This is a genomic window from Telluria sp. ZT3P39, assembly GCF_059685935.1.
In genome coordinates, this window is sequence record NZ_JCASIH010000003.1 from 238053 (window position 1) to 261550 (window position 23498).

Genomic DNA, 23498 nt, shown 5'->3' on the forward strand with positions numbered 1-23498 from the left:
ATGGCCGCATTTGGCACGAATTGGTAACCCGTAGGGTGGGCGGGTCTCCCGCCCGCGCGTTCAAATCACACGTGCATTGATGTATCGCGTCCATTCAACCGCATGTTGAACGCGCGGGCGGCGAAGCCGCCCACCCTACCACGGCGAAAGGCGCCCGGTGACGTCCAGGGAATTCGGATAAACTGATGCGATGCCCCAGCTAGTCGACCTGCTCCAGACCTATGGTGTGCTGATCGTGTTCGGCATCGTCCTTGTCGAGCAGTTCGGCCTGCCGATTCCTGCCTTTCCCGTGCTGGTCGTGGCCGGTGCGCTGTCGGCCGACGCCAGGCTCAGCGCGCTGCTCTGCCTGCTGGCCGCCATGCTGGCCTGCCTGATCTGCGATCTGTTCTGGTTCCGCGCCGGGCGCTTCTACGGCAAGCGCATCCTGCGGCTGCTCTGCAAGATCTCCCTGTCCCCCGATTCCTGCGTCAACCAGACCGAAGACCGCTTCCGCCGCTTCGGCGTCAAGTCGCTGCTGGTGTCGAAATTCGTCCCCGGCTTCAATACCATCGCGGCGCCCCTGTCGGGCGCGATCGGCACCCGCACCCGCCAGTTCCTCGCCTTTTCGGTCACCGGTGCGCTGCTGTGGAGCGGCACCGGCATCGTGCTGGGCATGCTGTTCCACGACAGCGTCGAGGGCCTGCTCGAGTTGTTGGCAACCATGGGCGGCACGGCGCTGTCGGTGCTGGCCGTGCTGCTGGCGCTGTTCATCGGCGCCAAATTCGTCGAGCGGCGCCGCCATCGCGCGCGTGTCGCCGTGCCGCGCATCGGCATGGCCGAACTCGCGGCCCTGATCGACGGCGGCCATGATCCGCTCATCGTCGACGCCCGCAGCCTCACCGCGCAAGAACTGGAAGCGGCAATCCCCGGCGCCCTGGTGTATCACTCCTGCGCGCCCGGCCAGCTGATGGCGTCCCTCGACAAGGACCGCCACATCGTCGTCTATTGCAGCTGTCCGGACGACGTGACGGCGGCCCAGGTCGCGCAGCAGTTCCTGGCCAATGGCTTCCACCGTGCGCGCCCGCTGCGTGGCGGGCTGGAGGCCTGGCATGCCCACCACGGCCGGGCCCTGGGCGAGACCGGCGCGGACCCGGCGCCATGCTAGATAGGTAGTCCTACTACTTCTACGCTCGCCATGCTGCGCTGCACAGAGGCGCAGGAATGCGACGTACATGTACCTAAACTACAGAAATAACTTGTAATTGCGTTACAAAGTTTAGTAAGCTCAGGTCATCGCATCCTGACTTGCTGCAATGACCGCTTTTCCTTCCAGCCCCGCCTCCCTGACGCCTGCCCACGCCGGCGGCGCGCGCCTGCTCGCCGACATCGGCGGCACCAACGCCCGCTTCGCGCTGGAGAGCGCACCGGGCCGTTTCGAGGCAATCGAGGTGTTGTCCTGCAACGAGCACGCCACGCTGGCCGACGCCGTGCGCGCCTACCTGGCGCTGCCGCAGGTCGCGCAGCTCCATGGCGGCATCCGCCATGCGGCGATTGCCATCGCCAATCCGGTCGCCGGCGACCAGGTGCGCATGACCAACCACCATTGGGCGTTCTCGATCGAGGCGCTGCGCCAGGAATGCGGTTTCGATACGCTGCTGGTGGTGAACGATTTTTCCGCGCTGGCGCGTTCCTTGCCGCACCTGGGTGACCAGAAGCTGCAGGTGGGCGGCGGCGCGCCGGAGCCCGACGCTGCCATCGGCCTGCTCGGCGCCGGCACCGGCCTGGGCGTCTCCGGCCTGATCCCTGCCACCAACGGCAAACCCGGCTGGACCGCGCTGCGCAGCGAAGGCGGCCACGTGAGCTTCTCGCCCGTCAACGAGCTGGAAGTCGCGATCCTGCAATACGCATGGCGCGAGTTCGAGCACGTCTCGAGCGAGCGCCTGCTCTCGGGCGCGGGCGTGGAACTGATCTACCGCGCGCTGCTTGACCGCGCCGGCCGTCCCGGCGAGAGCCTGAGCGCCCCGGAGATCTCGCGCCGCGCCCTCGGCGGCGAATGCGCGCTCTGCGACCAGGTCCTGGAAACCTTCTGCGGCATGCTCGGCACCGCCGCCGGCAACCTGGCCATTACCCTCGGCGCGCAAGGCGGGGTGTATATCGGCGGGGGCATCGTTCCGCGCCTGGGCCGGCGCTTCGTCGATTCCTCTTTCCGCAGCCGTTTCGAGCAGCGCGGGCGCTTTTCCGGCTACATGGCGCAGATCCCGACCTATGTGATCACGGCCGAGTATCCGGCCTTCGTCGGGGTGTCGGCGATGTTGTCGGAAAAACTGTCCGCCGCAGCCTGAAGCGGCAAAAAAGGCAAATCCGCCACGGCACGGCGCCGTGGCCTTGTCCGTTGTCCGGTTTTATCGGTTACAATGGCCGCCAATTGTCCGAAACCTTGTAGCTCACTCGCCTTGCCTGCTCGTGCCGAGCGCTGGGAAGCCTGCCTTCCCGCTCTGCCCCAGGCGATATGCGAGCCGCGGCGGGCGCCAAGCCTGCCGTTATTGCCAGCCCGGCGCATCCAGCCCGGGCCCGGGATTCCAGTTTTTTTTGCGCGCAGTTTCGTCGCACCGCGGCTTGTCAAGCCGGCGGCTGGCATCCGTGGTGGCGCCCGGGATGAGCATCCATTTTGTTTGATTTTCTTGCATTCGAAGCGTGACGACACCGCGACATGAATACTGACGAGGCCAAACGGGTCCTCGAGACCGCACTGCTGTGCGCGCGCGAGCCAATGACGATCCACGGCATGAAGAAGCTGTTCGCCGAGGTCGACGCGGGCGGGCGCCAATTGAATGCCGGCGTCGGGTCCGACACGATCAAGATTTTGCTGGAAGAATTGCGCCAGGACTGGCAGGGGCGCGGCATCGAAGTCGTCAGCCTGGCCTCGGGTTGGCGCTTCCAGAGCCGGCCCGAGATGAAGCCTTACCTCGACCGCCTGTCGCCCGAGAAGCCGCCGAAGTATTCGCGCGCCACGCTGGAAACGCTGGCGATCATCGCCTACCGCCAGCCGGTCACGCGCGGCGACATCGAGGAAATCCGCGGCGTCGCGGTGAACTCGCAGACGATCAAGATGCTCGAAGACCGAGGCTGGATCGACGTGCTGGGCCACCGCGAAGTTGTAGGGCGCCCGGCGCTGCTGGGCACCACCAGGCAGTTCCTCGACGACCTGGGCCTGGCATCGCTGTCGCAACTGCCGCCGCTGCAGGCGGTGGCGGACGGGCCGGACAGCCGCAGCCTCGAGGCGCTGGAAGCGGCGCTGAACGACAATTTTGACAGGGCGCAAGCGCGAGCGGACGCCGACGACACACCAAACGAGACAGACACGGAGACGGGCGCCGCCAACGAGGCGGCGCCGGTCGACGTCCCGATTTTTGACCGCGAGACGGCGGCAGCCGCTGGGCCAGGTCAGCACAATAAAGATACGAATGATGAACCCAACTGAACCGAACCAGACCATCCCTGCAGACGCAGGCGAAGGCGCCGCAGCCAAGCCGAAACGCACCCGCAAGCCCGCCGCAGCCGCAGCCGCGCCGGAAGGCGCGGTAGCAGCCGCGCCGGAAGCGGCGGCCAAGCCGAAGCGCACCCGCAAAGCCGCCGTGGCCGACGGCGCTCCACCTGCCGAAGCCGCAGTGGACGCGCCGGCCGTCAAGCCCGCAGCCAAGCCGCCGAAGGCGCGTGCCGCCCGCGCCGCCGCAGCCGAAGTGCAGCCTGCCGCGCAAGCGCCGGCGGCCGCTGCGGCACCACAGAGCGACAAGCCGCGCGGCCCGCGCCAGATGCGCGAAAAGCGCCACGAGCGCGAACTGCGCCAGATGGAAAACGCGCCAGCTGTCGAAGTCCCGCTCGAGGCCGGCGCCGAAGCGTCGGCCGACGGCGAGCAGCCGCAGGCCGGCCAGCGCGGCCGCAACGGGCAAAAGCCGGGCAAGCGCGGCCAGCCGAACCAGCCAGGGGCGCAGCAGGCAGCCCGTCAGGGCAAGCACCAGGGCAAGGCCCAGGGCAAGCCGCACGGCAAGGGCGGCAAGCCGGGCGGCGCGCCGTCGAGCGATGCCGACGCCGTGTTCTCGTTCGTCACCTCGGACGATTTCGATACCAGCGAAGGCGGCCGTGGCCAGGCGCCGGCAAAAGCCGTGCGCCGCGACCTGACCTCGGACGACGACGCGCCGAAACTGCACAAGGTGCTGGCCGAAGCGGGCCTGGGCTCGCGCCGCGACATGGAAGACCTGATCGTCGCCGGCCGCGTGTCGGTGAACGGCGAGCCGGCCCACATCGGCCAGCGCATCCTGCCGACCGACGCCGTGCGCATCAACGGCAAGCTGATCCAGCGCCGCGTGAACACCAGCAAGCCGCCGCGCGTGCTGGTCTATCACAAGCCGGCCGGCGAGATCGTCAGCCACGACGATCCGGAAGGCCGTCCATCGGTGTTCGACCGCCTGCCGACCATGAAGACCGGCAAATGGCTGGCCGTGGGGCGCCTCGACTTCAATACCGAAGGCCTGCTGCTGTTCACGACCTCGGGCGATCTCGCCAACCGCCTGATGCACCCGCGCTACAACATCGACCGCGAATACGCGGTGCGCACCCTGGGCGAGCTGGAAGAAGGCATGCGCCAGAAGCTGCTCGCGGGTGTCGAGCTCGACGACGGCATGGCCTCGTTCTCGAAAGTCTCGGATGGTGGCGGCGAAGGCATCAACAAGTGGTACCGCGTGGTCATCGGCGAAGGCCGCAACCGCGAAGTGCGCCGCATGTTCGAAGCGGTCGGCCTGACCGTCTCGCGCCTGATCCGTACCCGCTACGGCGCGATGACCTTGCCGACCGCCCTCAAGCGCGGCCGCTGGGAAGAGCTGGAAGAAAACGACGTGCGCTCGCTCATGACCGCATTCGGGGTCGAGAAGAAGGGCGCTGCGCCCGAGCAGGGCAAGGGCCGCGGCGGCAAGCCGCAGGCCGGCCCGCGTGGCGACGAAGCGCGCCGTAGCGACGGCAACCGCATCGACCGCGCCGACGCCAACCGCAACGTCGATCCTTTCGGTCCGCAGGCGGCGCGCGTGGGTTCCGGCCGTCCGGCCCAGCCTGGCGTCGTGCCGGCCGGGCGCGCCCCGGGCGGCCGTCCGCAAGGCGGCGGCCAGGGCGGCGCCAAGGGTGGCGGCAAGCCGGGCAGCTTCGGTGCCGCCCAGCAGCGCGGCAGCAGCCGTCCGAAGCAGCCGGATCCGCTCCAGACCACCTTCGGCTTTGCCGGCACCGGTGGCGGTGGCCGCCGCGGCGGCCAGGGTCCGCGCGGCTCCGAGCACGGCATGCCGCGCCGCGGCAAGCGCGGCTGATCCGGGAATACCGCCCGGCGCGCAAATTGTTTTGCGTCGCCGGGCACATGATTTCGCAATGCCGTAAAATGCCACGCAGGCCCTGATATGGTCACCCTGCCAACTGTTGCTTTTTGCTCTATTCCTCAGGCAATTCCAGCCCGGCGATTGCGAGAGGAGCAGTAACGCTGTATAATTTGCAGCCTAATCAAAGTTCTTCCCATTATTTCTTGGTGCAAGTGCTTTCATCTGGTTGGGTTGCAAATACAAAAGATGGGCAGATGCCCATTTTTTTTTTGGTAAATCGTTTTAACGCCCTGGAGAAGTGCCGTGCAGCAGTTTGATTTAATCGCCAAGACAGTCGCCAGCCTCGGTTACGAACTTGTTGACGTCGAACGCGGCGAGCGCGGGATCCTGCGCGTGTATATCGATTTTCCGGCGGATACCGTGGAAGAGAAGGGCCCGATCACGGTCGAGGACTGCGCCACGGTAAGCCACCAGTTGTCGCACGTGTTCACCGTCGAGAACGTGGACTACGAACGATTGGAAATTTCGTCGCCGGGCCTCGATCGCCCGGTACGAACCCTCGCCGACTTTGCGCGTTTTGCCGGGCACGAATGCACGGTCAAGCTGCGCGTCGCGATGCCTGGTGCCCAGAACCGCAAGACCTTTACCGGGATCCTGCGCGGCGTCGAGAACGACAAGGTCGGTTTGGAAATTGAAAATAAAGATGGCGCAGCGTTGTTGGAATTTACGCTGGCCGAATTGGACAAGGCACGTTTGGTGCCGCAGGTGGATTTTAGGAGTCGCAAAGCATGAGTCGCGAAATTTTGTTGCTGGTGGATGCGCTTGCGCGCGAAAAGAACGTCGATAAAGAAGTGGTTTTCGGAGCGCTCGAGTTCGCGCTCGCGCAAGCCACCAAAAAACGCTATGAAGGCGAGGTCGACATTCGCGTGGCGATCGATCGCGACACCGGCGAATTCGAGACCTTCCGCCGCTGGCACGTCGTTCCGAACGAAGCCGGCCTGCAGCTGCCCGACCAGGAAATCCTGCACTTCGAAGCCATGGAACAGATTCCGGACATCGAAGTCGACGAATACATCGAAGACCCGATCGAGTCGGTCGAGTTCGGCCGCCGCTTCGCCCAGGACACCAAGCAGGTCGTCCTGCAGCGCGTGCGTGACGCCGAGCGCGAGCAGATCCTGCAAGACTTCCTCGAGCGCGGCGATTCTCTGGTCACCGGCACCATCAAGCGCATGGAGCGCGGCGATGCGATCGTCGAGTCGGGCAAGATCGAAGCGCGCCTGCCGCGCGACCAGATGATCCCGAAAGAGAACCTGCGTATCGGCGACCGCGTCCGCGCCTTCATCCTGCGCGTCGACCGCAACATGCGCGGCCCGCAGGTGATCCTGTCGCGCACCGCTCCTGACTTCATCATGAAGCTGTTCGAACTCGAAGTGCCGGAAATCGAGCAGGGCCTCCTGCAGATCAAATCGGCTGCCCGCGACGCCGGCGTGCGCGCCAAGATCGCGGTCTTCACCAGCGACAAGCGCATCGACCCGATCGGTACCTGCGTCGGCATGCGCGGTTCGCGCGTGCAGGCCGTGACCGGTGAGCTCGGCGGCGAGCGCGTCGACATCGTGCTGTGGTCGGACGATCCGGCCCAGTTCGTGATCGGCGCCCTGGCCCCGGCGAATGTCTCGTCGATCATGGTCGACGAAGAAAAGCATGCGATGGACGTCGTCGTCGACGAAGAAAACCTGGCGATCGCGATCGGCCGCTCGGGCCAGAACGTGCGCCTGGCGTCGGAACTGACCGGCTGGAAAATCAACATCATGACGGCCGAGGAATCGGCCAACAAGGTGCAGCAGGAAACCGCCGCGATCCGCACGCTGTTCATGGAAAAACTGGACGTCGACCAGGAAGTGGCCGATATCCTGGTGGAAGAGGGCTTTGCCAGCCTTGAAGAAATCGCGTATGTACCAATTTCCGAAATGCTGGAAATCGAGTCCTTCGACGAAGACACCGTCAACGAGCTGCGTACCCGTGCCCGTGACGCGCTGGTGACCGAAGCCATCGCTTCCGAAGAAGGCCTGGAAGGCATGGAAGAAGCACTGGTCAACCTCGAAGGCATGGACCGTACCACGGCCGGCAAGCTTGGCCTGGCCGGTATCAAGACGGTCGAAGCATTTTCGGCACTCGCCTATGACGAATTCGGCGCCATCCTGGCCCTGTCGTCGGAGCGTGCCGGTGAACTGATCAAGAATGAATTTAATGATGTGACCGACGATGAGATGAAGCTGGTCGACAGTAAATACGATGACCGCGCCAAGGCGCTGCAGGCGAAAGCCTGGAGCCTGGCAGAAACGGCCAAGGCGTAATTTGCAAATCTTTATCATCTCCGCGACACATAGAAAAGAGGACTGAATGGCGAGTAACAACGTAGCCCAATTTGCCACCGAACTGAAGATGCCTGCAGACCTGCTGCTGACGCAGCTGCGCTCGGCCGGCGTCGAAAAAAGTTCGACGTCAGATCCCTTGTCAAAGGATGATAAGGACAAGCTGCTGAACCACCTGCGCCGTACCCACGGCGCGGCGGAACCGACCGAAAAGAAAAAGATCACGGTGACCCGCAAGGAAACGACCGAGATCAAGCAGGCCGATTCCAGCGGTAAATCGCGCACCATCCAGGTGGAAGTGCGCAAGAAGCGCACCTTCGTCCAGCGCGACGATCCTGCGCCGGCGCCGAAGGTCGAAGCCGAGCCGGTGATCGACGCCGCCGAACTGGCGCGCCGCGAAGAAGACGCGCGCCGCCAGACCGAGCTGATCGCCCGCCAGGAAGCGGACCTGCGTGAAAAGCAGGAGCGCCTGGCCAAGCTCGAAGCTGAGGAAGCCGCCCAGGCCAAGGTCGCCGAAGAGCAAAGCAAGCGCGAAGCGGCCGAACAGGCCAAGCGCGATGCTGCTGCCCAGGCTGCCGCCAAGACTGCCGCCGCGACCGCCGCCAGCGGCGCTGCCGACGAGAAGGCGCAAGCCGCTGCTGCCGAAGCCAAGAAGCGCTCCGAGGAAGCTGCCCGGGAAGCGGCCGAACGTGCTGCCGCGTCCGAGAAGGCCCGCAAGGCCGTGGCCGACGAAGTCGCCCAGATCAAGCTCATGATGAGCCAGCCGCGCCGCGTCATCAAGGCGCCGGAGCCGGTTGCCAAGCCGGCCGCGCCAGCCGCGCCGACCGGTACGCTGCACAAGCCTGCCGCCACCGACAAGAAGCCGGGCGACGTCAAGAAGGCCGACGATAAGAAGCCGGGCGACAAGAAGTCGATCAAGTCGGCCAATGTCTCCTCGACCTGGTCGGACGACGCCAAGAAGCGCGGCGCACCGAGCGGCCCGAAAGGCCGTGGCGCACCAGCCTCGACCGGCCGTGACGGCTGGCGCAGCGGTGGCCGCAGTGGTGGCCGCCGTTCGCATGGCGATGACCGCGAAACCAATTTCCAGGCGCCGACCGAAGCGATCGTCAAGGACGTCCACGTGCCGGAGACCATCACGGTCGCCGAACTGGCGCACAAGATGGCCGTCAAGGCATCGGAAGTCATCAAGCAACTGATGAAGCTGGGCCAGATGTGCACCATCAACCAGGTGCTGGACCAGGAAACCGCGATGATTCTCGTGGAAGAAATGGGCCACAAGGCATTTGCCGCTGCCGAGGACGATCCGGAAGCGCTGCTGGCCGACCAGGGCGAGCACGCCGAGTTCGAATCGACCTCGCGCGCTCCGGTGGTCACTGTCATGGGTCACGTCGACCACGGTAAAACCTCGCTGCTGGATTACATCCGCCGTGCCAAAGTGGCGTCGGGCGAAGCCGGCGGCATTACCCAGCACATCGGTGCATACCACGTGGACACCCCGCGCGGCATGATCACCTTCCTGGATACCCCGGGCCACGAGGCGTTCACCGCCATGCGTGCCCGCGGCGCCAAGGCAACCGACATCGTCATCCTGGTGGTGGCGGGTGACGACGGCGTGATGCCGCAAACCAAAGAAGCGATTGCCCACGCAAAAGCTGCCGGCGTGCCGCTGGTGGTGGCAATCAACAAGATGGACAAGCCGGGTGCGAATGCCGACCGCGTGACGCAGGAACTGGTCACCGAAGGCGTGGTGCCGGAAGAATACGGTGGCGAATCGCCATTCGTCCAGGTGTCGGCCAAGATGGGTACCGGTATCGACGACCTGCTCGAACAGGTGCTGCTGCAGGCCGAAGTGCTGGAACTGAAGGCGCCGACCGAAGCACCGGCACGTGGCCTGGTGGTCGAAGCCCGCCTCGACAAGGGCAAGGGCCCGGTCGCGACGATCCTGGTGCAGTCGGGTACCCTCAAGCGCGGCGACGTCGTGCTGGCGGGTTCCTCGTTCGGCCGCGTCCGTGCAATGCTCGACGAAAACGGCAAGCCGGTCACCACCGCGGGTCCATCGATCCCGGTCGAGATCCAGGGCCTGACCGAAGTGCCGAGCGCCGGTGAAGAAGTGATGGTCATGGCCGACGAGCGCAAGGCGCGTGAAATCGCCCTGTTCCGTCAAGGTAAGTTCCGCGACGTCAAGCTGGCCAAGCAGCAGGCCGCCAAGCTGGAGAACATGTTCGAGCAGATGGCCGAAGGCGAAGTCAAGAACCTGCCGCTCATCGTCAAGACAGATGTGCAGGGTTCGCAGGAAGCGCTGGTCGGTTCGCTGCAGAAGCTGTCGACCTCGGAAGTGCGCGTCCAGATCGTCCATGCGGCGGTCGGCGGCATCACCGAGTCGGACGTCAACCTGGCGGTTGCCTCGAAGGCGGTCATCATCGGCTTCAACGCCCGTGCCGACAACCAGGCGCGCAAGCTGGCCGAAGCCAACGGCGTCGACATCCGTTACTACAGTATCATTTACGATGCGATCGACGAGATCAAGACCGCACTGTCGGGCATGCTGGCGCCGGAAAAGCGCGAGACCATCACCGGCCAGGTCGAGATTCGCCAGGTCATCCTGGTCTCGAAAGTCGGCGCGATCGCGGGTTGCCTGGTCACCGATGGCGTGGTCAAGCGTTCCTCCTCGGTCCGCCTGCTGCGCAACAACATCGTCGTGTGGACCGGCGAGATCGACTCGCTCAAGCGCTTCAAGGACGACGCCAAAGAAGTCCGCGCCGGCCTGGAATGCGGCCTGTCGCTGAAGAACATGAACGATATCGTGGTCGGCGACGTCCTCGAAGTGTTCGAAGTGACCGAAGTGGCGCGTACGCTGTAATTTGCAGCTTGGGAGTACGATGGGGCCAGGACGCTTCGCGGCGATGCCGCGAGGGGCCTGGCCCCTGTTTTTTGGCAGCGCCTTTTTCAGTTTCCCGGGCGGGCAGACCATCACAAGAACAACACGCAGTAGACAACTATCATGGCAAAACACAGTAAAAGCATCCCCCAGCGCGGCCTGCGCGTCGCCGACCAGATCCAGAAAGACCTGTCGGAACTGATCGCCTACGAACTCAAGGATCCGCGCATCGGCATGGTCACGATCAGCGAAGTGCAGCTGACCCCCGACTACGCCCACGCCAAGGTCTTCTTCACCCTGCTGAAAGACAGCAAGGAAGAAATCAGGATGACCCTCGAGGGCTTGTCGCGCTCCGCCGGCTACCTGCGCAACTTGCTCGGCAAGCGCCTGCACATCCACACGCTGCCCCAGCTGCACTTCGTGCACGACACCTCGACCACCCGCGGCCTGGCCATGTCGGCGCTGATCGACCAGGCCAATGCGGTGCGCGCGGCCGACGCCGAGCCGGATGCCGCGCCGGATACCGTACCGGACGCCGCGCCTGACAACGGGCCGGATTCCGAGTGAGCGCGCGTCCTGCCAAGAAGCCGCGCGACCTGGTCGACGGCGTCCTCCTGCTCGACAAGCAGGTCGGCCTGTCGTCCAACGACGCGCTGATCAAGGCCAAGCGCGTGCTCAACGCCAAGAAGGCCGGGCATACCGGCACGCTCGATCCCTTCGCCACCGGCCTCTTGCCGTTGTGCTTCGGTGAAGCGACCAAATTTTCGCAAGACCTGCTCGAAGCCGACAAGACCTACGAAGCGCTGGTTCACCTCGGCATCATGACCACCACCGGCGACACCGAGGGCGAGACCATCGAGCAGCGCGAGGTGGACGTGACGATTGAACAGATCGAAGCGGCGCTGGCGCGTTTTCGCGGTCCCATCCTGCAGGTGCCGCCGATGTACTCCGCGCTCAAGCGCGACGGCAAGGCCCTGTACGAATACGCGCGCGAAGGCATCACCCTCGAGCGCGACGCGCGCCCGGTGACCATCCACGGCCTGTCGCTGGTCGACTACACGGCGCCTTTCCTCAAGATCCTGGTCACCTGCAGCAAGGGCACCTATGTGCGCGTGCTTGGCGAAGACATCGGTGCGGCCCTCGGCTGCGGCGCCCACCTGAACGCGCTGCGCCGGACCCAGGTCGGCGCGCTGACGATGGATGGGATGGTGACGCTTGACGAACTGCTGGACCATCCCGATCCGATGTCGCTCCTGATGCCGGTCGATGCGCTGCTGTCGAGTTTCCCTGCGCTGGAACTGACGGCGGAGCTGGCGAAGCGCTTTCTGCAGGGGCAGCGGCTGGCGCTGGGCAAGGAAGAGATCAGTCTGCCGGCGGAGCAGGGCAGGGTCCGCGTGTACCACGACGGACGCCTGCTCGGCACCGCGCAGTTGGGGGAGTATGCAATCCTGGCGCCGGAGCGGCTGATCTCCACCGTCTCGTAGGTCGGCGGCAGATCATGCGCAGCTGGCAAAATTCCGGCGCTTTCCCCGCCGACCCGCCTGGATTACCGACTATACGTGCTATACTAGTCGGTTCCAGTAATCTGCAATACCGTATCAGCAGCACCCAGCAACAGTCAGCAGCAGCACTCGTACACTTTCGTACAATACGCAACTTCTCGAAAATTCATGTCAAACACCAAACGCGCGATTCGTAATATCGCAATCATCGCCCACGTCGACCACGGCAAGACCACTCTCGTGGACATGCTGCTGCGCCAGTCGGGTACCTTCCGCGAGAACCAGGCCGTCGAAACCCGCGTGATGGACTCGAACGACCTCGAAAAAGAACGCGGCATTACGATTCTGTCGAAGAACTGCGCCGTTGAGTACGAAGGTACCCACATCAACATCGTCGACACCCCAGGCCACGCCGACTTCGGCGGCGAAGTCGAGCGCGTGCTGTCGATGGTCGACTCGGTGCTGCTGCTGGTTGACGCGCAAGAAGGCCCGATGCCGCAGACCCGCTTCGTGACCCGCAAGGCACTGGCCCTGGGCCTGAAGCCGATCGTCGTCGTCAACAAGGTCGACCGTCCAGGCGCGCGCGCCGAATGGGCCATCAACCAGACCTTCGAACTGTTCGACAAGCTCGGCGCCACCGACGAGCAGCTGGACTTCCCGATCGTCTACGCCTCGGGCCTGAACGGCTACGCCGGCCTGACCGAAGACGTCCGCTCGGGCGACATGAAGCCGCTGTTTGAAGCGATCCTGCAACACGTTCCAGTCCGTGACGACAATCCGGACGGCCCGCTGCAGATGCAAATCACCTCGCTCGATTACTCGTCCTACGTCGGCAAGATCGGCATTGGCCGTATCTCGCGCGGCCGCATCAAGGCCGGCCAGGACGTCATCGTCCTGAACGGTCCTGATTCGACCCCGATCAAGGGCCGCATCAACCAGGTGCTGAACTTCAAGGGCCTGGAGCGCGTGCTGGTCGACGAAGCCGTCGCCGGCGACATCGTCCTGATCAACGGTATCGAAGAAATCGGCATCGGTTCGACCGTGTGCGCACCGGACACCCCGGACGCGCTGCCGATGCTGACCGTCGACGAGCCGACCCTGACCATGAACTTCATGGTCAACAACTCGCCACTGGCCGGCCGCGAAGGCAAGTTCGTCACCAGCCGCCAGCTGCGCGAACGCCTCGATCGCGAACTGAAGGCCAACGTCGCCCTGCGCGTTGCCCCGACCGACGACGACACGATCTTCGAAGTCTCGGGCCGCGGCGAGCTGCACCTGACGATTCTGCTGGAAAACATGCGCCGTGAAGGCTTCGAGCTGGCCGTGTCGCGTCCACGCGTGGTCTTCAAGATGGTCGATGGCGTGCGCCAGGAACCGTTCGAGTCCCTGTCGGTCGACGTCGAAGAAGTCAACCAGGGTGGCGTGATGGAAGAGCTGGGCCGCCGCCGTGGCGACCTGCAGAACATGGAATCGGATGGCAAGGGCCGCGTGCGTCTCGAGTACCTGATCCCGGCGCGTGGCCTGATCGGCTTCCAGGGCGAATTCATGACCCTGACCCGCGGCACCGGCCTGATGAGCCACGTGTTCCACGAGTACGCACCGGTGGACAACACCAAGGGCGAAATGGCCGGCCGCCGTAACGGCGTGCTGATCTCGCAGGATGACGGCGCCGCCGTCGCCTACGCGATCTGGAAGCTGCAGGACCGCGGCCGCATGTTCGTGTCGCACAACGACCCGGTGTACGAAGGCATGATCATCGGCATCCACTCGCGCGACAACGACCTGGTCGTGAACCCGATCAAGGGCAAGCAGCTGACCAACGTGCGTTCGTCGGGTACCGACGAAGCCGTGCGCCTGGTGCCGCCGATCCAGATGTCGCTCGAGTACGCTGTCGAGTTCATCGAGGACGACGAGCTGGTCGAGATCACCCCGAAATCGATCCGCCTGCGCAAGCGCTTCCTGAAAGAGCACGAGCGCAAGAAGGCAAACCGCGAGGGTTGATTCCTTCGATGGTGAATGAAAAACCCGCTGCTTGCAGCGGGTTTTTTTACGTCTGGCAAATTTTTTGGCCGGCCGAATTATTTCTTGGTGGATATTAATATTTACGGCGGGATGGTCGCCTTGTTCCAGAAGAAGGCATGAACCGCATGCCTCGAACCTGAACCTTCACCATACTGCGCCATGCTCAGCCTACACACCAACCACGCCGCCCTGTCGGCACAAGGTGCGATCACCCGGACCCAGGACAAGTTGTCGACCTCGATGACGCGCCTGTCGACCGGCTATCGCATCAATTCGGCCATGGACGACGCCGCCGGCCTGCAGATCGCGTCGCGCCTGAAAGCCCAAACCAGCGGCATGGCCGTCGCCATGCGCAATACCCAGGCCAGTACCGCCTTGCTGCAAGTCGCCGAAGGGGCGATGAACGAGTTGAATGGCGTCCTGGTCCGGATGAAAGACCTCGCGACCCAGGCCGCTGATGCGTCTTCGACCGACGACGACAAGACCGCCATGCAGTCGGAATACGATGCGCTGGCCAGGGAAATGGGCAATATCGTCAGTAACACGACCTTCGGTGGCAAGAATGTGTTCAACATTTCCGTGCCCGGACCGAAGCGCGGCCTGTTCATGGACGCGGCCCAGTTCCAGATCGGCGCCAGCGCCTCGGAAACCATGACCATGGACCTGTTCCCCGAAATCAGCGCGATGAATACGGCCTTCATTCCGGTGACCGCGAAATACACGGGCAATGGCTTGACCATTCCCGGCGTCGGCACCGAGCTGACCGCTGCCGGTTCGGCCAACCTGCGCATCGGCGATATCGAAGGCGCCATCGACAGCGTCAGCGCCATCCGCTCGAAACTGGGCGCCACCGCCAACCGCCTCGAGCACGTCTACAACAACCTGTCGAACATCAGCACCAACAGCAAGGCCGCCGCCGGCCTGATCATGGACGTCGATTTCGCGACCGAAAGCGCCAGCATGACGTCGAACCAGATGCTGATGCAGGCCGGTACCGCCATGCTCAAGCAATCGAACAGCATGTCCTCGATGGTGATGTCGCTGCTGCAGTAAGCACTTCCCGCACCAAAGAAAAAGCTCCCGAGGGAGCTTTTTTTGCGGACGGGAAGGGCGCTCAGCGCAGCCCAAGCAGCGCCTGCACCCGCTCCCGGCTCACGCCCACCAGGGCCGAGGTAATCGCCAGCAGCGACTGGTAATCATGTCCGGCGGCGCTTGAGGTGAAATCATTGGAAATGACGGCCAGCGCCGCTTCCGGCAGCACCGGCTGCGGCGTACGCGCCATGGCAGCGCTCAGTGCGGCGCTGGCGGCTTCCTGCGAGCGGCGCACGCGGCCAAGGGCGGCCATGACTTCGCGCAGGCTCTGGCGCAGGGCGTCAGGGTTGCCGATGTTCCATTGCTCCGGTGCGATGACAGGCGGCTCTTCAGCCGTGTCCACGCGGCCGCGGCCGGAGATCGCGATCGCATCCTTGATGCCGGCCCATTCGGCTTCCGGCGCGCCGAACACCAGCTGCTGCTGGTTGTCGAGCGAGACGCGAACCTTCACCGGCGACAGGGTACGGTCGAGGCGGGCGGCGATTTCCTGGGGCGTCATGCCTTCGTCGATGGTGGCGGTGAGCTGCGGGCCACCGGCGCTGCCGACCGAGAATGCGTAGGTTTGCGGGCCGGCGGCTTGCAGCGCAGCCATGTCGAAGCCGCGGATGCGGAAACGCGTGGTGGCCGCCTGGCCGTCCTTGAACTCGAGCTGGGAATCGACGCCGCCGCCGCTTTTCCTGGCGCGGGTCTGGAGGGCGGTGGCGAGCTGCTGGGCGCGCAGTTCGATCTGGCGCGCCGGGTCGCCGCGGCCGGAGATCTTGGCGCTCAGGTCGGCTTTCAGGGCTTCGAGCTGGGATGCGACGCGTTCCAGGTAGTCGACCGCCTGTTGCGCGCGCGCGACGTCGCCTTGCAGCCGGGTATCCCACTTGATGCCGCGCTGGAGCGGGGCGGAGGTGGGGGCGACCTGGGTGACGACGCGGCTGTCCGGATCCGCCGCGCGGATCGCGGTGGCGCGCGCCGCGGCGCCGGTACCGGCAGCGGCGGTGGTATTCGGGATGGCCGGGTTGGCCGGGCGGAGGGCAGCTTCCATGATCGCTTACAGGACGGAGAACAGAGACAGGGTACCGATGCGGCTGTAGGCTTTGTACGTGGCCTGCAACGCGGTCGAATAGCCGTTGAGCGAGGTTGCAGCCTCGCCGACGTCGAGTGCGCCGATATCGGTAATCGCCATCTTATTCGACAGGCTCACGTTCGAGTGATTCGCGTCGAGCGTGGCCATGATGTTCTGTGCGCCGCCCAGTACGGCGATTTTGCCGCTGACCAGGTCGAGTGCGTCGTCGAAGCCGCCGAGGTTGTTTGCCAGCAGCGTGCGCAGCGCCGGGTTGTTGGCAGTGATGCCTGGGGTCTTGAGCATGTCGATGCTCTCGTCGAGCTGGTTCAGCAGCTTTTCCAGGCCCTTCAGGTCCTGGTTGCCGGCCTGGGTGATGCCGTTGCCGACCACCACGTTCTGCGAATTGGTGTTGCCGGCATAGGTGTAGCGCGAGCCCAGGGGCGCAGCCGGGTCGTACTTGATCGGGGCGGTCGTGGTCAGCGTGCCCGAGAACACGTAGCGGCCTTCCTGGTCGATCGTGTTGGCGTTGTAGAACAGGCTCTCGCGCAGTGCTTCGAGCGGGCTGACCATGGCCTTCAGGTCTTCCGCCGCGTTGCCGCCGTCGGAGGCCCAGACCAGCAGGTCGCGGCCATTGACCATTTCCTTCGACATATTGCTCAGGTAGCCTTCGGTCTTGGTCAGGCGGATCTTGATCGAGCCGATGTTGTCGCGGTATTGCTGCACGGTGGCTTCTTCGCGCGCCAGGCGCGCCAGGCGCACGCTGTCGACCGGATCGTCCGACGGCACCAGGATGCGCTTGTTGCTCGCCATCTGCTGGGTCAGGTGGGTGATGCGCTCCTGGTTGGTCTGGAGCGACTGGTTCATCGTCGATTGGTACTGCGAGGTGGCGATACGCATGGTGGTGTCCTTTAGCCCATCATCGCCAGGGTGGCGTCGAAGAGCTGGTTGGCGATCGAAATGACTTTCAGGTTCGCCTGGTACATGTTCTGGTATTCGACGAGGTTGACGGCTTCCTCGTCCTGGTTCACGCCGCTGGTCGACTGCCAGTCGTCGAGCGCCTGGGTGCGCACGGTCTGGGTGGTCTTCAGGGCCGCCTTGTTGAGCTGGCTATCCACGCCGAGCTTGCCGACGATCTGGGTGTCGGCGTCGGACAGCAGCACGTTGCCGATGGTGCCGACCGTGATCGACTGCGTCTTGATCGCGACCAGCTTCTGCAGGTTGCCCGTGTCGCCGGGCGCGCCGTCGCTCGAAAAGGCGAAATCTTCCGCAACAAAGGGAGTCGCGACCTTCAGCATGTCCGCATTGCCGCCCGCGGTGAACACGAACAGCGGCGCGCCGGCGGTAGGGGTGGTGGACGGTGGAACGGCCGGCTTGAGGCCGGCGAACAGCTGGTCGTTGACCTTCTTGGCGAGCTGCTCCGCGATGGAGGCGATATCGCCCTGCATCGGCACCAGTTTCTCGGTTTCGTATTTCGCCAGGCCGCCGAGCTGGCCGCCGAGTTTAGCCGCGTCGAGCACGTATTTGGTGCCGGCGAAGTTCAGCGAGAATTCCTGAGGCGAGGTCGCGGTCGGCGCGGCCTTCAGGGTGCCGTGCATGCTGCCCAGCACCAGCGCCTGGCCGGTTTTCAGCGAGATGTCGCGGGTGCCGTCGCCGTTGTCCGAGACTTCCAGCGCCATCTTGCTGGCCAGGTCGTCGATGGCCTGGTCGCGGGCGTCGATCATGCTTGATGCGCTCAGGCCGCCGGCCTGGGCTTCGCTGATCTGCTGGTTCAGGCTGGCGATCGAGGCGATCTGGGCGTTGGCCGAGTCGACGATGGCGCTGCGCTGGTTGCGCACCGACTGCAGCTGGGCGTTGAAGACGTTGTTCAGGCCGTTGAAGCGTTCGGCCATCAGGCCGGCCGAGGTCAGCACCTGCTGGCGCAGCGGGGTCGAACCCGGGTCGCCGGCGACGGCGTTCAGGGCGCCGAAGAACTGGTCGATGCCGGCCGACAGGCTGGCGGTCTCGTCGCCCATGACGTTCTCGAGCTGGCTCAGGTAGGGCTGGGTCTGGGAATGCGCGCCGAGTTCGGCTGCCGCGCGCCACATGGCCTGGCTCTTGTAGCCATCCGAAAAGCGCAGCAGCGAGCTGACCTGCACGCCATTGCCGGCCGAGCGCGGGCTGGCGTCCGGACCGAGTGCGGTCAGGAGCGCCGACTGGCGGGTATAGCCCTTGGTTTGCAGGTTGGCGATGTTCTGGCTGCTGGCGGACAGAGCGACCTGGGCGGCGAGGGCGCCGGACAATGCGTTATTGATAATGGCCATGGTGCGGATTCTTTCCAGAGGCAGGGTTCAACCTAACAAGGCGACCGTTTATTGCCCGGCATTAAGTTTTTACTGAAACTAGATCTTGGTCTCAGGCTTGGCGGCGGGGACGAGCTGGCGCAGGATCGCATCGGCAATGCCGAAAGCGCGCTTGCCGGCCATGCTCGCGGCCAGCTGGTCATCGGCCATGTCCTGCATGTCCTGGTTGACTTTGTTGTTGAACACGCTGTCTTCGGTCGCCATGGCGCGGGTCGACGAGCGCATTTCCTTGAGCATGTGCGAGATGAAAAAGCGCTCGAACTCGACGGCGGCCTTGGTGGCCTTCTTGACATAGACGGGGTCGGCGGCCGGGGCCACCGGTGCTTCGGCAGCCAAAGCTGCCTGCTGGAGTTGGGTCGGGTCGATACGCATCAGATCACCACCAGTTCGCCTTCGATCGCGCCGGCCTGGTCGAGCGCCTGCAGGATCGCCATGATGTCGTCGGGCGAGGCGCCCAGGCTGTTGACCACGTCGATGATGGTCTGCAGCTTGGCGCCGGGCGGCCAGCGGAACATCTGGCCCGAGCCCTGGTCGACCGACAATTTCGACTCCGGCGTGACGGCGGTCTGGCCGCGCGACAGCGGGCCCGGCTGGCTCACGCGCGCGCTTTCGGAAATGATCACTTTGAGCGAGCCGTGGGTGACTGCGGCCGCTTTCACGCGCAGGCCGTCGGCGATCACCACGGTGCCGGTGCGCGAGTTGAACACGACTTTCGGCACTTCGATGCCCGACTCTACGACCAAGTTGTTCAGCTTGGCCATGAAGGCCACGCGCTCGGTTGGATTGCTTGGTGCGATGACTTCGACGCTGGTGCCGTCGGCGGTGGTGGCGATCGGGCCGTATTTCCTGTTGATCGCTTCGACCACGTTGGTGGCGGTCTCGAAATGCGGCTGGCGCAGGCGCAGCATGACTTGCGGGCGGGTCGAGAAGTCCGAGGCGATCTCGCGCTCGATCATGGCGCCGTTCGGGATGCGGCCGGTGGTCGGGGTATTCACCGTCACCGAGGAACCGCTCTTGCCGGTGGCGGTCAGGCCGCCGACCACCAGGTTGCCCTGGGCCAGCGCATAGATTTCATTGTCGGCCGCGCGCAGCTGCGTCAGCAGCAGGGTGCCGCCGCGCAGGCTCTTGGCGTCGCCCAGCGACGATACCGTGATGTCGATCGCCTGGCCGCGGCGGTAGCCCGGCGGGAAGACGGCCGACACCATGACGGCGGCGACGTTCTTGTTCTTGGCGTCTTCGCCATCGGGCAGGCGCACGCCGAACTGCTTGAGCATGTTGACGACGGACTGGCCGGCGTATTTCACCTGGCTGGAGTCGCCGCTGCCGTTCAGGCCGACGACCAGGCCGTAACCGACCAGCGGATTGTCGCGCACGCCCTCGACGCTGACCAGGTTGCGCAGTGCTTGCGCTGCGGTAGCAGGCATGGCTGCGCCGCCCAGCAGGGCGGCGCACAACATGATACGAAAACCACGGGCAATATGCCGATTTTGAATCATATCGTCCTCAGAACGGCATCAGGGGGCTGTTGAAGAAACGGGTCAGCCAGCCTGGGGTATTGGCATCGGCCAGGGCGCCGCGCGCCGAATAGGCGATGCGGGCATTGGCCACGCGCAGCGACGAGACCTGGTTGTCGTTGTCGATGTCGGCGGCACGGACGAAACCCTTCAGGCGCACGAATTCCTCGCCCTGGTTCAGCATCAGATTCTTTTCGCCGGCCACGCGCAGCAGGCCATTGGGCAGCACTTCCTGCACGATCACGGTCAGCGCGCCGGACAGGGCGTTCTGCTGGGTGCTGGTGGCGTCGCCGTCAAACGAACGGTCGGCCGAGATGTCGATCGCGGTCTTGCCGAAGGTCTTGCCGAGCGCGGCGATCGGGGCGACCGCCACCGAAGAGCCTTTCGAGAAGCTGGTGCCGGCGCGCTTGCTGGCCTGGGTGGTTTCCTGCAGGATGACGGTGACCGCGTCGCCCACGCGGTAGGCGCGGCTGTCCGAGGTCAGCGACACGGTTTCACCCGTGAAGACGCCGCCCGAGACGCCGCGCGACGCCGAGCGTGCCATCGGCACTTCGTCGTCGTCGATCGACGCCTGGCGCGGCGCGGTGGAAGCACAGCCGGCCAGCAAAATAGCGCACAGCGCCGCGGTCAGATATTTCATTTAGCGTGCAGCCTGTGCCAGGTATTGCAGCATGTTGTCGGCAGCCGACAGCACCTTGGTGTTCATCTCGTAGGTGCGCTGGGCGGCGATCATGTCGACCATTTCTTCGACCACCTGCACGTTCGAGCCTTCCAGCGCGCCCTGCTTGAGCTTGCCCATGGCGCCATCGCCAGGACGGCCTTCGTTGGCGGTGCCCGAGGCGGCGGTTTCGCTGAACAGGTTCTCGCCCAGGGCCAGCAGGCCGGCCGGGTTCACGAAGCTGGTGAGCGTGAGCTGGCCCAGTTCGGTCGGCGTGCTGCTGCCGGCGACGGTGGCCGAGACCATGCCGTTTTCGCCGATGGTGATGGCGGTGGCGTTCTGCGGCACGGTGATCTGCGGCACCAGGGCCAGGCCCTGGGCATTGGTCAGGGTACCGTTGGCGTCGACCTGCAGCTGGCCGGCGCGGGTGAAGGCCGGTTCGCCGTTCGGGCGGCGCACCTGCAGGAAGCCGGCGCCGGAAATGGCGACGTCCAGCGGCTGGCTGGTGGTCTGCATGTTACCGTTGGTGAAGACCTTCTGGGTGCCGACCAGGCGGGTGCCGTTACCGAGCTGGACGCCGTTCGAGACGGTGTTGTCCGCGCTCTGCGCGCCCGGCTGGGCGTCGACCTGGTAGAACAGGTCTTCGAAGACGACGCGGTCGCGCTTGAAGCCGACGGTATTCACGTTGGCCAGGTTGTTGGCGATCGCCTGCAGCTTGGCGTCTTGCGCCTGCACGCCGGTCTTGCTGATCCACATTGCTGGATTCATGGGTACTCCTTAAATAGGTAGATGGATCAGGCGCCGATGAGGCGGTTGCCGACTTCGTTCATGCTGTCGCTGGCCTTGAACAGCTTCATCTGGATCTCGAAGCTGCGGTTCAGGCTCATCACGGCGACCATTTCTTCGACCGCCGACACGTTGCTGCCCTCGAGGGCGCCGCCACGCACAGTGACGTTCGCATCCGCCTCGAGCGGTTCGCCCTGGCGCGACACGATCAGGCCGGCTTCGTTCTTGGTCAGTTCCGCGCCTTCGGCGTTCACCAGGCGCAGCTTGTCGATCGCCTGCATGGCGGTCGCGCCTTCGGTCAAGACCGAGATGGTGCCATCAAGGCCGATCTCGACCGCTAAGTGCGGCGGCAGCGTGATCGGGCCGCCTTCGCCCATCAGGGGATGGCCATGCACCGACAGCGCGCCGTTGGCGTCGATGTCGATGGTGCCGGCACGGGTATAGGCTTCGCCGCCGTCGTACTGCACCGCCAGGTAGCCGCCACCATTGATGGCGACGTCCAGCGGGCGGCCGGTTTCGCGCACCGCGCCGGAGCGGGTCGAAATGGTGTCCGCCTGGGTCTGGGCCAGGTGCATGCTGTCGTAGCCGTAGCCACGCTGCTGCGCCTGGGTCGCGGCCACTTCGAGGTTCGCGCGGAAGCCCGAGGTGTCGATATTGGCCAGGTTGTTGGCGTGCACCTGCTGCGCACGCATGGTGCGCTCGGCGCCGCTGACGGCGGTGAAGATCAGTTTATCCATGACGGTCTGCCTTTGGCTTAGAGCGCCTGCATCAGGGCTTGCATCATCTGGTTCTCGGTCGTGATGACCTTCGAATTGGCCTGGTAGTTACGCTGCGAGGTCATCAGGCCCACCAGTTCCGAGGTGATGTCCACGTTCGAGCCTTCCAGCGTGCCTTTCGACAGCTTGCCGGCCAGGCCCACGCCCGGGGTGCTGTACAGCGGCGTGCCCGAGGCGTTGTTGGCGGCCCAGCTGGTGTCGCTGGTCGAGATCAGGCTGCCTTCGTCCGGGAAGGTGGCGATCGCCAGGGTGCCGACGACCTGCTGCTGCTCGTTGCTGTACTTGGCCACGATCGAACCGTCTTCGGCCAGTTCCACGCCCACGAAGCTGCCCGAGGCATAGCCGTCGCTGCGGTTGGTGGTGGTGGTGGCTTCGCCCGCGAACTGGGTGGTGCCGCTGTAGTCGATGTCGAAGGTCAGCGCCGCGGCGCCGCCGCCGGCCGCCAGGGTTTGCGGGCCGCTCTTGGTGCCCGCCGGGAGCTGGCCCAGGGTGTCGAAGGTGAGGGTGGTCGTGGCGGCGGACGGGGCCGCGTTGTCGATGGCGTAGTGCACGGCGACAGTGCTGGCGCCGGTCTTGACGAAGTACTGCGACACGGTGTGCTGGGTGCCGAGCGAGTCGAACAGCACCGATTGCTTGACCATGTTGTAGGTCGACGAGTCGGTGGCGTTGAAGGCCGTGGCCGGGACTTTCCAGTCGGCCGACAGGTTGCCGACGAAGTTGATGCCGGTGCTGGCCTTGGCCGCGATCTGGCCGGTCGGGATCTTGATGTCGCCCATCACGCCGATCACGCCGCCCACGGTCGGGCCATAGCCCTGCACGTTGCGGCCGGCTGCGTCGACCAGGTTGCCGTCCTTGTTGGCCGAGAAGATGCCGACGCGGGTGTATTGCATCACGCCCTGGGCGTCACGGCTGGTGAAGAAGCCGCGGCCCTGGATGGCGGCGTCCAGGCCGCGGCCGGTGTTCTGCAGGCTGCCGTTCTGGCCGATGTTCTGGGTCAGCGATGCCACTTCCACGCCATTGGCCTGGTCGCCGGCATACACCGAGGCGAAGTTGGCGCGGCTGCTCTTGAAGCCGAAGGTGCCGGCGTTGGCGATGTTGTTCGAGACGGCTTCCAGCTGCTCGTTGATGGCCTGGATGCCGGACAGTGCGATATTGAAGCTCATGTGAATTCC

21 protein-coding genes are annotated in these 23498 nt (G+C 64.9%); 12 read left to right on the forward strand and 9 right to left on the reverse strand.

All coding sequences use genetic code 11. The features are described 5' to 3' along the window. Positions 1–190: 190 nt before the first annotated feature. From AC56LR_RS05075 to AC56LR_RS05130, 12 genes are all read left to right on the forward strand, one after another. Positions 191–1144 (forward strand): DedA family protein/thiosulfate sulfurtransferase GlpE, encoded by a 954-nt coding sequence (locus tag AC56LR_RS05075; protein WP_497128162.1) that lies wholly within the window; start codon positions 191–193, stop codon positions 1142–1144. Positions 1145–1292: 148 nt separating this feature from the next. Further along, a complete protein-coding gene (locus AC56LR_RS05080; RefSeq protein ID WP_497128164.1) occupies positions 1293–2321 on the forward strand; it encodes a glucokinase in 1029 nt (342 codons plus the stop codon). Between the two features lie 368 nt (positions 2322–2689). Next, complete coding sequence (gene scpB, locus AC56LR_RS05085; RefSeq protein WP_497128166.1) at positions 2690–3460, forward strand: SMC-Scp complex subunit ScpB; 771 nt, start codon at positions 2690–2692, stop codon at positions 3458–3460. Continuing rightward, positions 3447–5330, forward strand: a complete 1884-nt coding sequence (rluB, locus tag AC56LR_RS05090; RefSeq protein WP_497128527.1) for a 23S rRNA pseudouridine(2605) synthase RluB — start codon at positions 3447–3449, stop codon at positions 5328–5330. Before scpB ends, rluB begins: the two co-directional genes overlap by 14 nt. Before the next feature lie 309 nt (positions 5331–5639). After that, positions 5640–6128, forward strand: a complete 489-nt coding sequence (gene rimP / locus AC56LR_RS05095; protein ID WP_497128168.1) for a ribosome maturation factor RimP — start codon at positions 5640–5642, stop codon at positions 6126–6128. After that, on the forward strand, positions 6125–7690 hold the full coding sequence (gene nusA / locus AC56LR_RS05100; protein WP_497128170.1) for a transcription termination factor NusA: 1566 nt from the start codon (positions 6125–6127) through the stop codon (positions 7688–7690). The genes rimP and nusA overlap by 4 nt, the downstream gene beginning before the upstream one ends. 46 nt (positions 7691–7736) lie before the next feature. Then, complete coding sequence (infB, locus tag AC56LR_RS05105) at positions 7737–10568, forward strand: translation initiation factor IF-2 (RefSeq protein WP_497128172.1); 2832 nt, start codon at positions 7737–7739, stop codon at positions 10566–10568. A 141-nt stretch (positions 10569–10709) separates the two neighbouring features. Next, a complete protein-coding gene (rbfA, locus tag AC56LR_RS05110) occupies positions 10710–11153 on the forward strand; it encodes a 30S ribosome-binding factor RbfA (protein WP_497128175.1) in 444 nt (147 codons plus the stop codon). Then, complete coding sequence (truB, locus tag AC56LR_RS05115) at positions 11150–12070, forward strand: tRNA pseudouridine(55) synthase TruB (RefSeq protein WP_497128178.1); 921 nt, start codon at positions 11150–11152, stop codon at positions 12068–12070. The genes rbfA and truB overlap by 4 nt, the downstream gene beginning before the upstream one ends. A gap of 186 nt (positions 12071–12256) precedes the next feature. Continuing rightward, the gene (gene typA, locus AC56LR_RS05120; RefSeq protein WP_497128181.1) at positions 12257–14089 is read left to right on the forward strand and encodes a translational GTPase TypA; all 1833 of its coding nucleotides are present in this window, start codon (positions 12257–12259) and stop codon (positions 14087–14089) included. Positions 14090–14104: 15 nt separating this feature from the next. Beyond that, positions 14105–14230 (forward strand): hypothetical protein, encoded by a 126-nt coding sequence (locus AC56LR_RS05125; protein WP_497128184.1) that lies wholly within the window; start codon positions 14105–14107, stop codon positions 14228–14230. Positions 14231–14269: 39 nt separating this feature from the next. Next, a complete protein-coding gene (locus tag AC56LR_RS05130; RefSeq protein WP_497128187.1) occupies positions 14270–15163 on the forward strand; it encodes a flagellin N-terminal helical domain-containing protein in 894 nt (297 codons plus the stop codon). Between the two features lie 61 nt (positions 15164–15224). Here AC56LR_RS05130 and AC56LR_RS05135 read toward each other — a convergent pair whose 3' ends face one another. The 9 genes from AC56LR_RS05135 to AC56LR_RS05175 all read right to left on the reverse strand — a co-directional run bounded on the left by AC56LR_RS05135 (position 15225) and on the right by AC56LR_RS05175 (position 23489). Then, positions 15225–16232: a hypothetical protein gene (locus AC56LR_RS05135; RefSeq protein WP_497128190.1), complete on the reverse strand. Its 1008-nt coding sequence runs from the start codon at positions 16230–16232 to the stop codon at positions 15225–15227. A 6-nt stretch (positions 16233–16238) separates the two neighbouring features. Further along, positions 16239–17150: a flagellar hook-associated protein FlgL gene (gene flgL, locus AC56LR_RS05140; RefSeq protein WP_497128193.1), complete on the reverse strand. Its 912-nt coding sequence runs from the start codon at positions 17148–17150 to the stop codon at positions 16239–16241. 11 nt (positions 17151–17161) lie between these two features. Then, on the reverse strand, positions 17162–18553 hold the full coding sequence (gene flgK, locus AC56LR_RS05145) for a flagellar hook-associated protein FlgK (RefSeq protein WP_497128196.1): 1392 nt from the start codon (positions 18551–18553) through the stop codon (positions 17162–17164). Positions 18554–18631: 78 nt separating this feature from the next. Then, the gene (locus tag AC56LR_RS05150) at positions 18632–18964 is read right to left on the reverse strand and encodes a rod-binding protein (RefSeq protein ID WP_497128199.1); all 333 of its coding nucleotides are present in this window, start codon (positions 18962–18964) and stop codon (positions 18632–18634) included. Next, positions 18964–20016: a flagellar basal body P-ring protein FlgI gene (locus tag AC56LR_RS05155; RefSeq protein ID WP_497128201.1), complete on the reverse strand. Its 1053-nt coding sequence runs from the start codon at positions 20014–20016 to the stop codon at positions 18964–18966. Before AC56LR_RS05155 ends, AC56LR_RS05150 begins: the two co-directional genes overlap by 1 nt. Positions 20017–20095: 79 nt before the next feature. Next, positions 20096–20746, reverse strand: a complete 651-nt coding sequence (gene flgH, locus AC56LR_RS05160) for a flagellar basal body L-ring protein FlgH (RefSeq protein WP_497128203.1) — start codon at positions 20744–20746, stop codon at positions 20096–20098. Next, positions 20747–21532: a flagellar basal-body rod protein FlgG gene (gene flgG, locus AC56LR_RS05165; protein ID WP_497128205.1), complete on the reverse strand. Its 786-nt coding sequence runs from the start codon at positions 21530–21532 to the stop codon at positions 20747–20749. It abuts the gene before it with no gap. A 26-nt stretch (positions 21533–21558) separates the two neighbouring features. Continuing rightward, entirely contained in the window at positions 21559–22287 is a 729-nt protein-coding gene (locus AC56LR_RS05170) for a flagellar basal body rod protein FlgF (RefSeq protein WP_497128207.1), read from the reverse strand. Between the two features lie 17 nt (positions 22288–22304). After that, complete coding sequence (locus tag AC56LR_RS05175; protein WP_497128209.1) at positions 22305–23489, reverse strand: flagellar hook protein FlgE; 1185 nt, start codon at positions 23487–23489, stop codon at positions 22305–22307. Positions 23490–23498: the final 9 nt, after the last annotated feature.

Coding starts and splice junctions, on each gene's coding strand:
- AC56LR_RS05135 (WP_497128190.1), bottom strand. CDS start 16,232: ATGGAAGCTGCCCTCCGCCCGGCCAACCCGGCCATCCCGAATACCACC.
- AC56LR_RS05080 (WP_497128164.1), top strand. CDS start 1,293: ATGACCGCTTTTCCTTCCAGCCCCGCCTCCCTGACGCCTGCCCACGCC.
- flgK (WP_497128196.1), bottom strand. CDS start 18,553: ATGGCCATTATCAATAACGCATTGTCCGGCGCCCTCGCCGCCCAGGTC.
- typA (WP_497128181.1), top strand. CDS start 12,257: ATGTCAAACACCAAACGCGCGATTCGTAATATCGCAATCATCGCCCAC.
- flgL (WP_497128193.1), bottom strand. CDS start 17,150: ATGCGTATCGCCACCTCGCAGTACCAATCGACGATGAACCAGTCGCTC.
- scpB (WP_497128166.1), top strand. CDS start 2,690: ATGAATACTGACGAGGCCAAACGGGTCCTCGAGACCGCACTGCTGTGC.
- flgG (WP_497128205.1), bottom strand. CDS start 21,532: ATGAATCCAGCAATGTGGATCAGCAAGACCGGCGTGCAGGCGCAAGAC.
- AC56LR_RS05155 (WP_497128201.1), bottom strand. CDS start 20,016: ATGCCTGCTACCGCAGCGCAAGCACTGCGCAACCTGGTCAGCGTCGAG.
- AC56LR_RS05125 (WP_497128184.1), top strand. CDS start 14,105: ATGAAAAACCCGCTGCTTGCAGCGGGTTTTTTTACGTCTGGCAAATTT.
- AC56LR_RS05175 (WP_497128209.1), bottom strand. CDS start 23,489: ATGAGCTTCAATATCGCACTGTCCGGCATCCAGGCCATCAACGAGCAG.
- AC56LR_RS05130 (WP_497128187.1), top strand. CDS start 14,270: ATGCTCAGCCTACACACCAACCACGCCGCCCTGTCGGCACAAGGTGCG.
- infB (WP_497128172.1), top strand. CDS start 7,737: ATGGCGAGTAACAACGTAGCCCAATTTGCCACCGAACTGAAGATGCCT.
- AC56LR_RS05170 (WP_497128207.1), bottom strand. CDS start 22,287: ATGGATAAACTGATCTTCACCGCCGTCAGCGGCGCCGAGCGCACCATG.
- flgH (WP_497128203.1), bottom strand. CDS start 20,746: ATGAAATATCTGACCGCGGCGCTGTGCGCTATTTTGCTGGCCGGCTGT.
- AC56LR_RS05150 (WP_497128199.1), bottom strand. CDS start 18,964: ATGCGTATCGACCCGACCCAACTCCAGCAGGCAGCTTTGGCTGCCGAA.
- rbfA (WP_497128175.1), top strand. CDS start 10,710: ATGGCAAAACACAGTAAAAGCATCCCCCAGCGCGGCCTGCGCGTCGCC.
- AC56LR_RS05075 (WP_497128162.1), top strand. CDS start 191: ATGCCCCAGCTAGTCGACCTGCTCCAGACCTATGGTGTGCTGATCGTG.
- nusA (WP_497128170.1), top strand. CDS start 6,125: ATGAGTCGCGAAATTTTGTTGCTGGTGGATGCGCTTGCGCGCGAAAAG.
- rluB (WP_497128527.1), top strand. CDS start 3,447: ATGAACCCAACTGAACCGAACCAGACCATCCCTGCAGACGCAGGCGAA.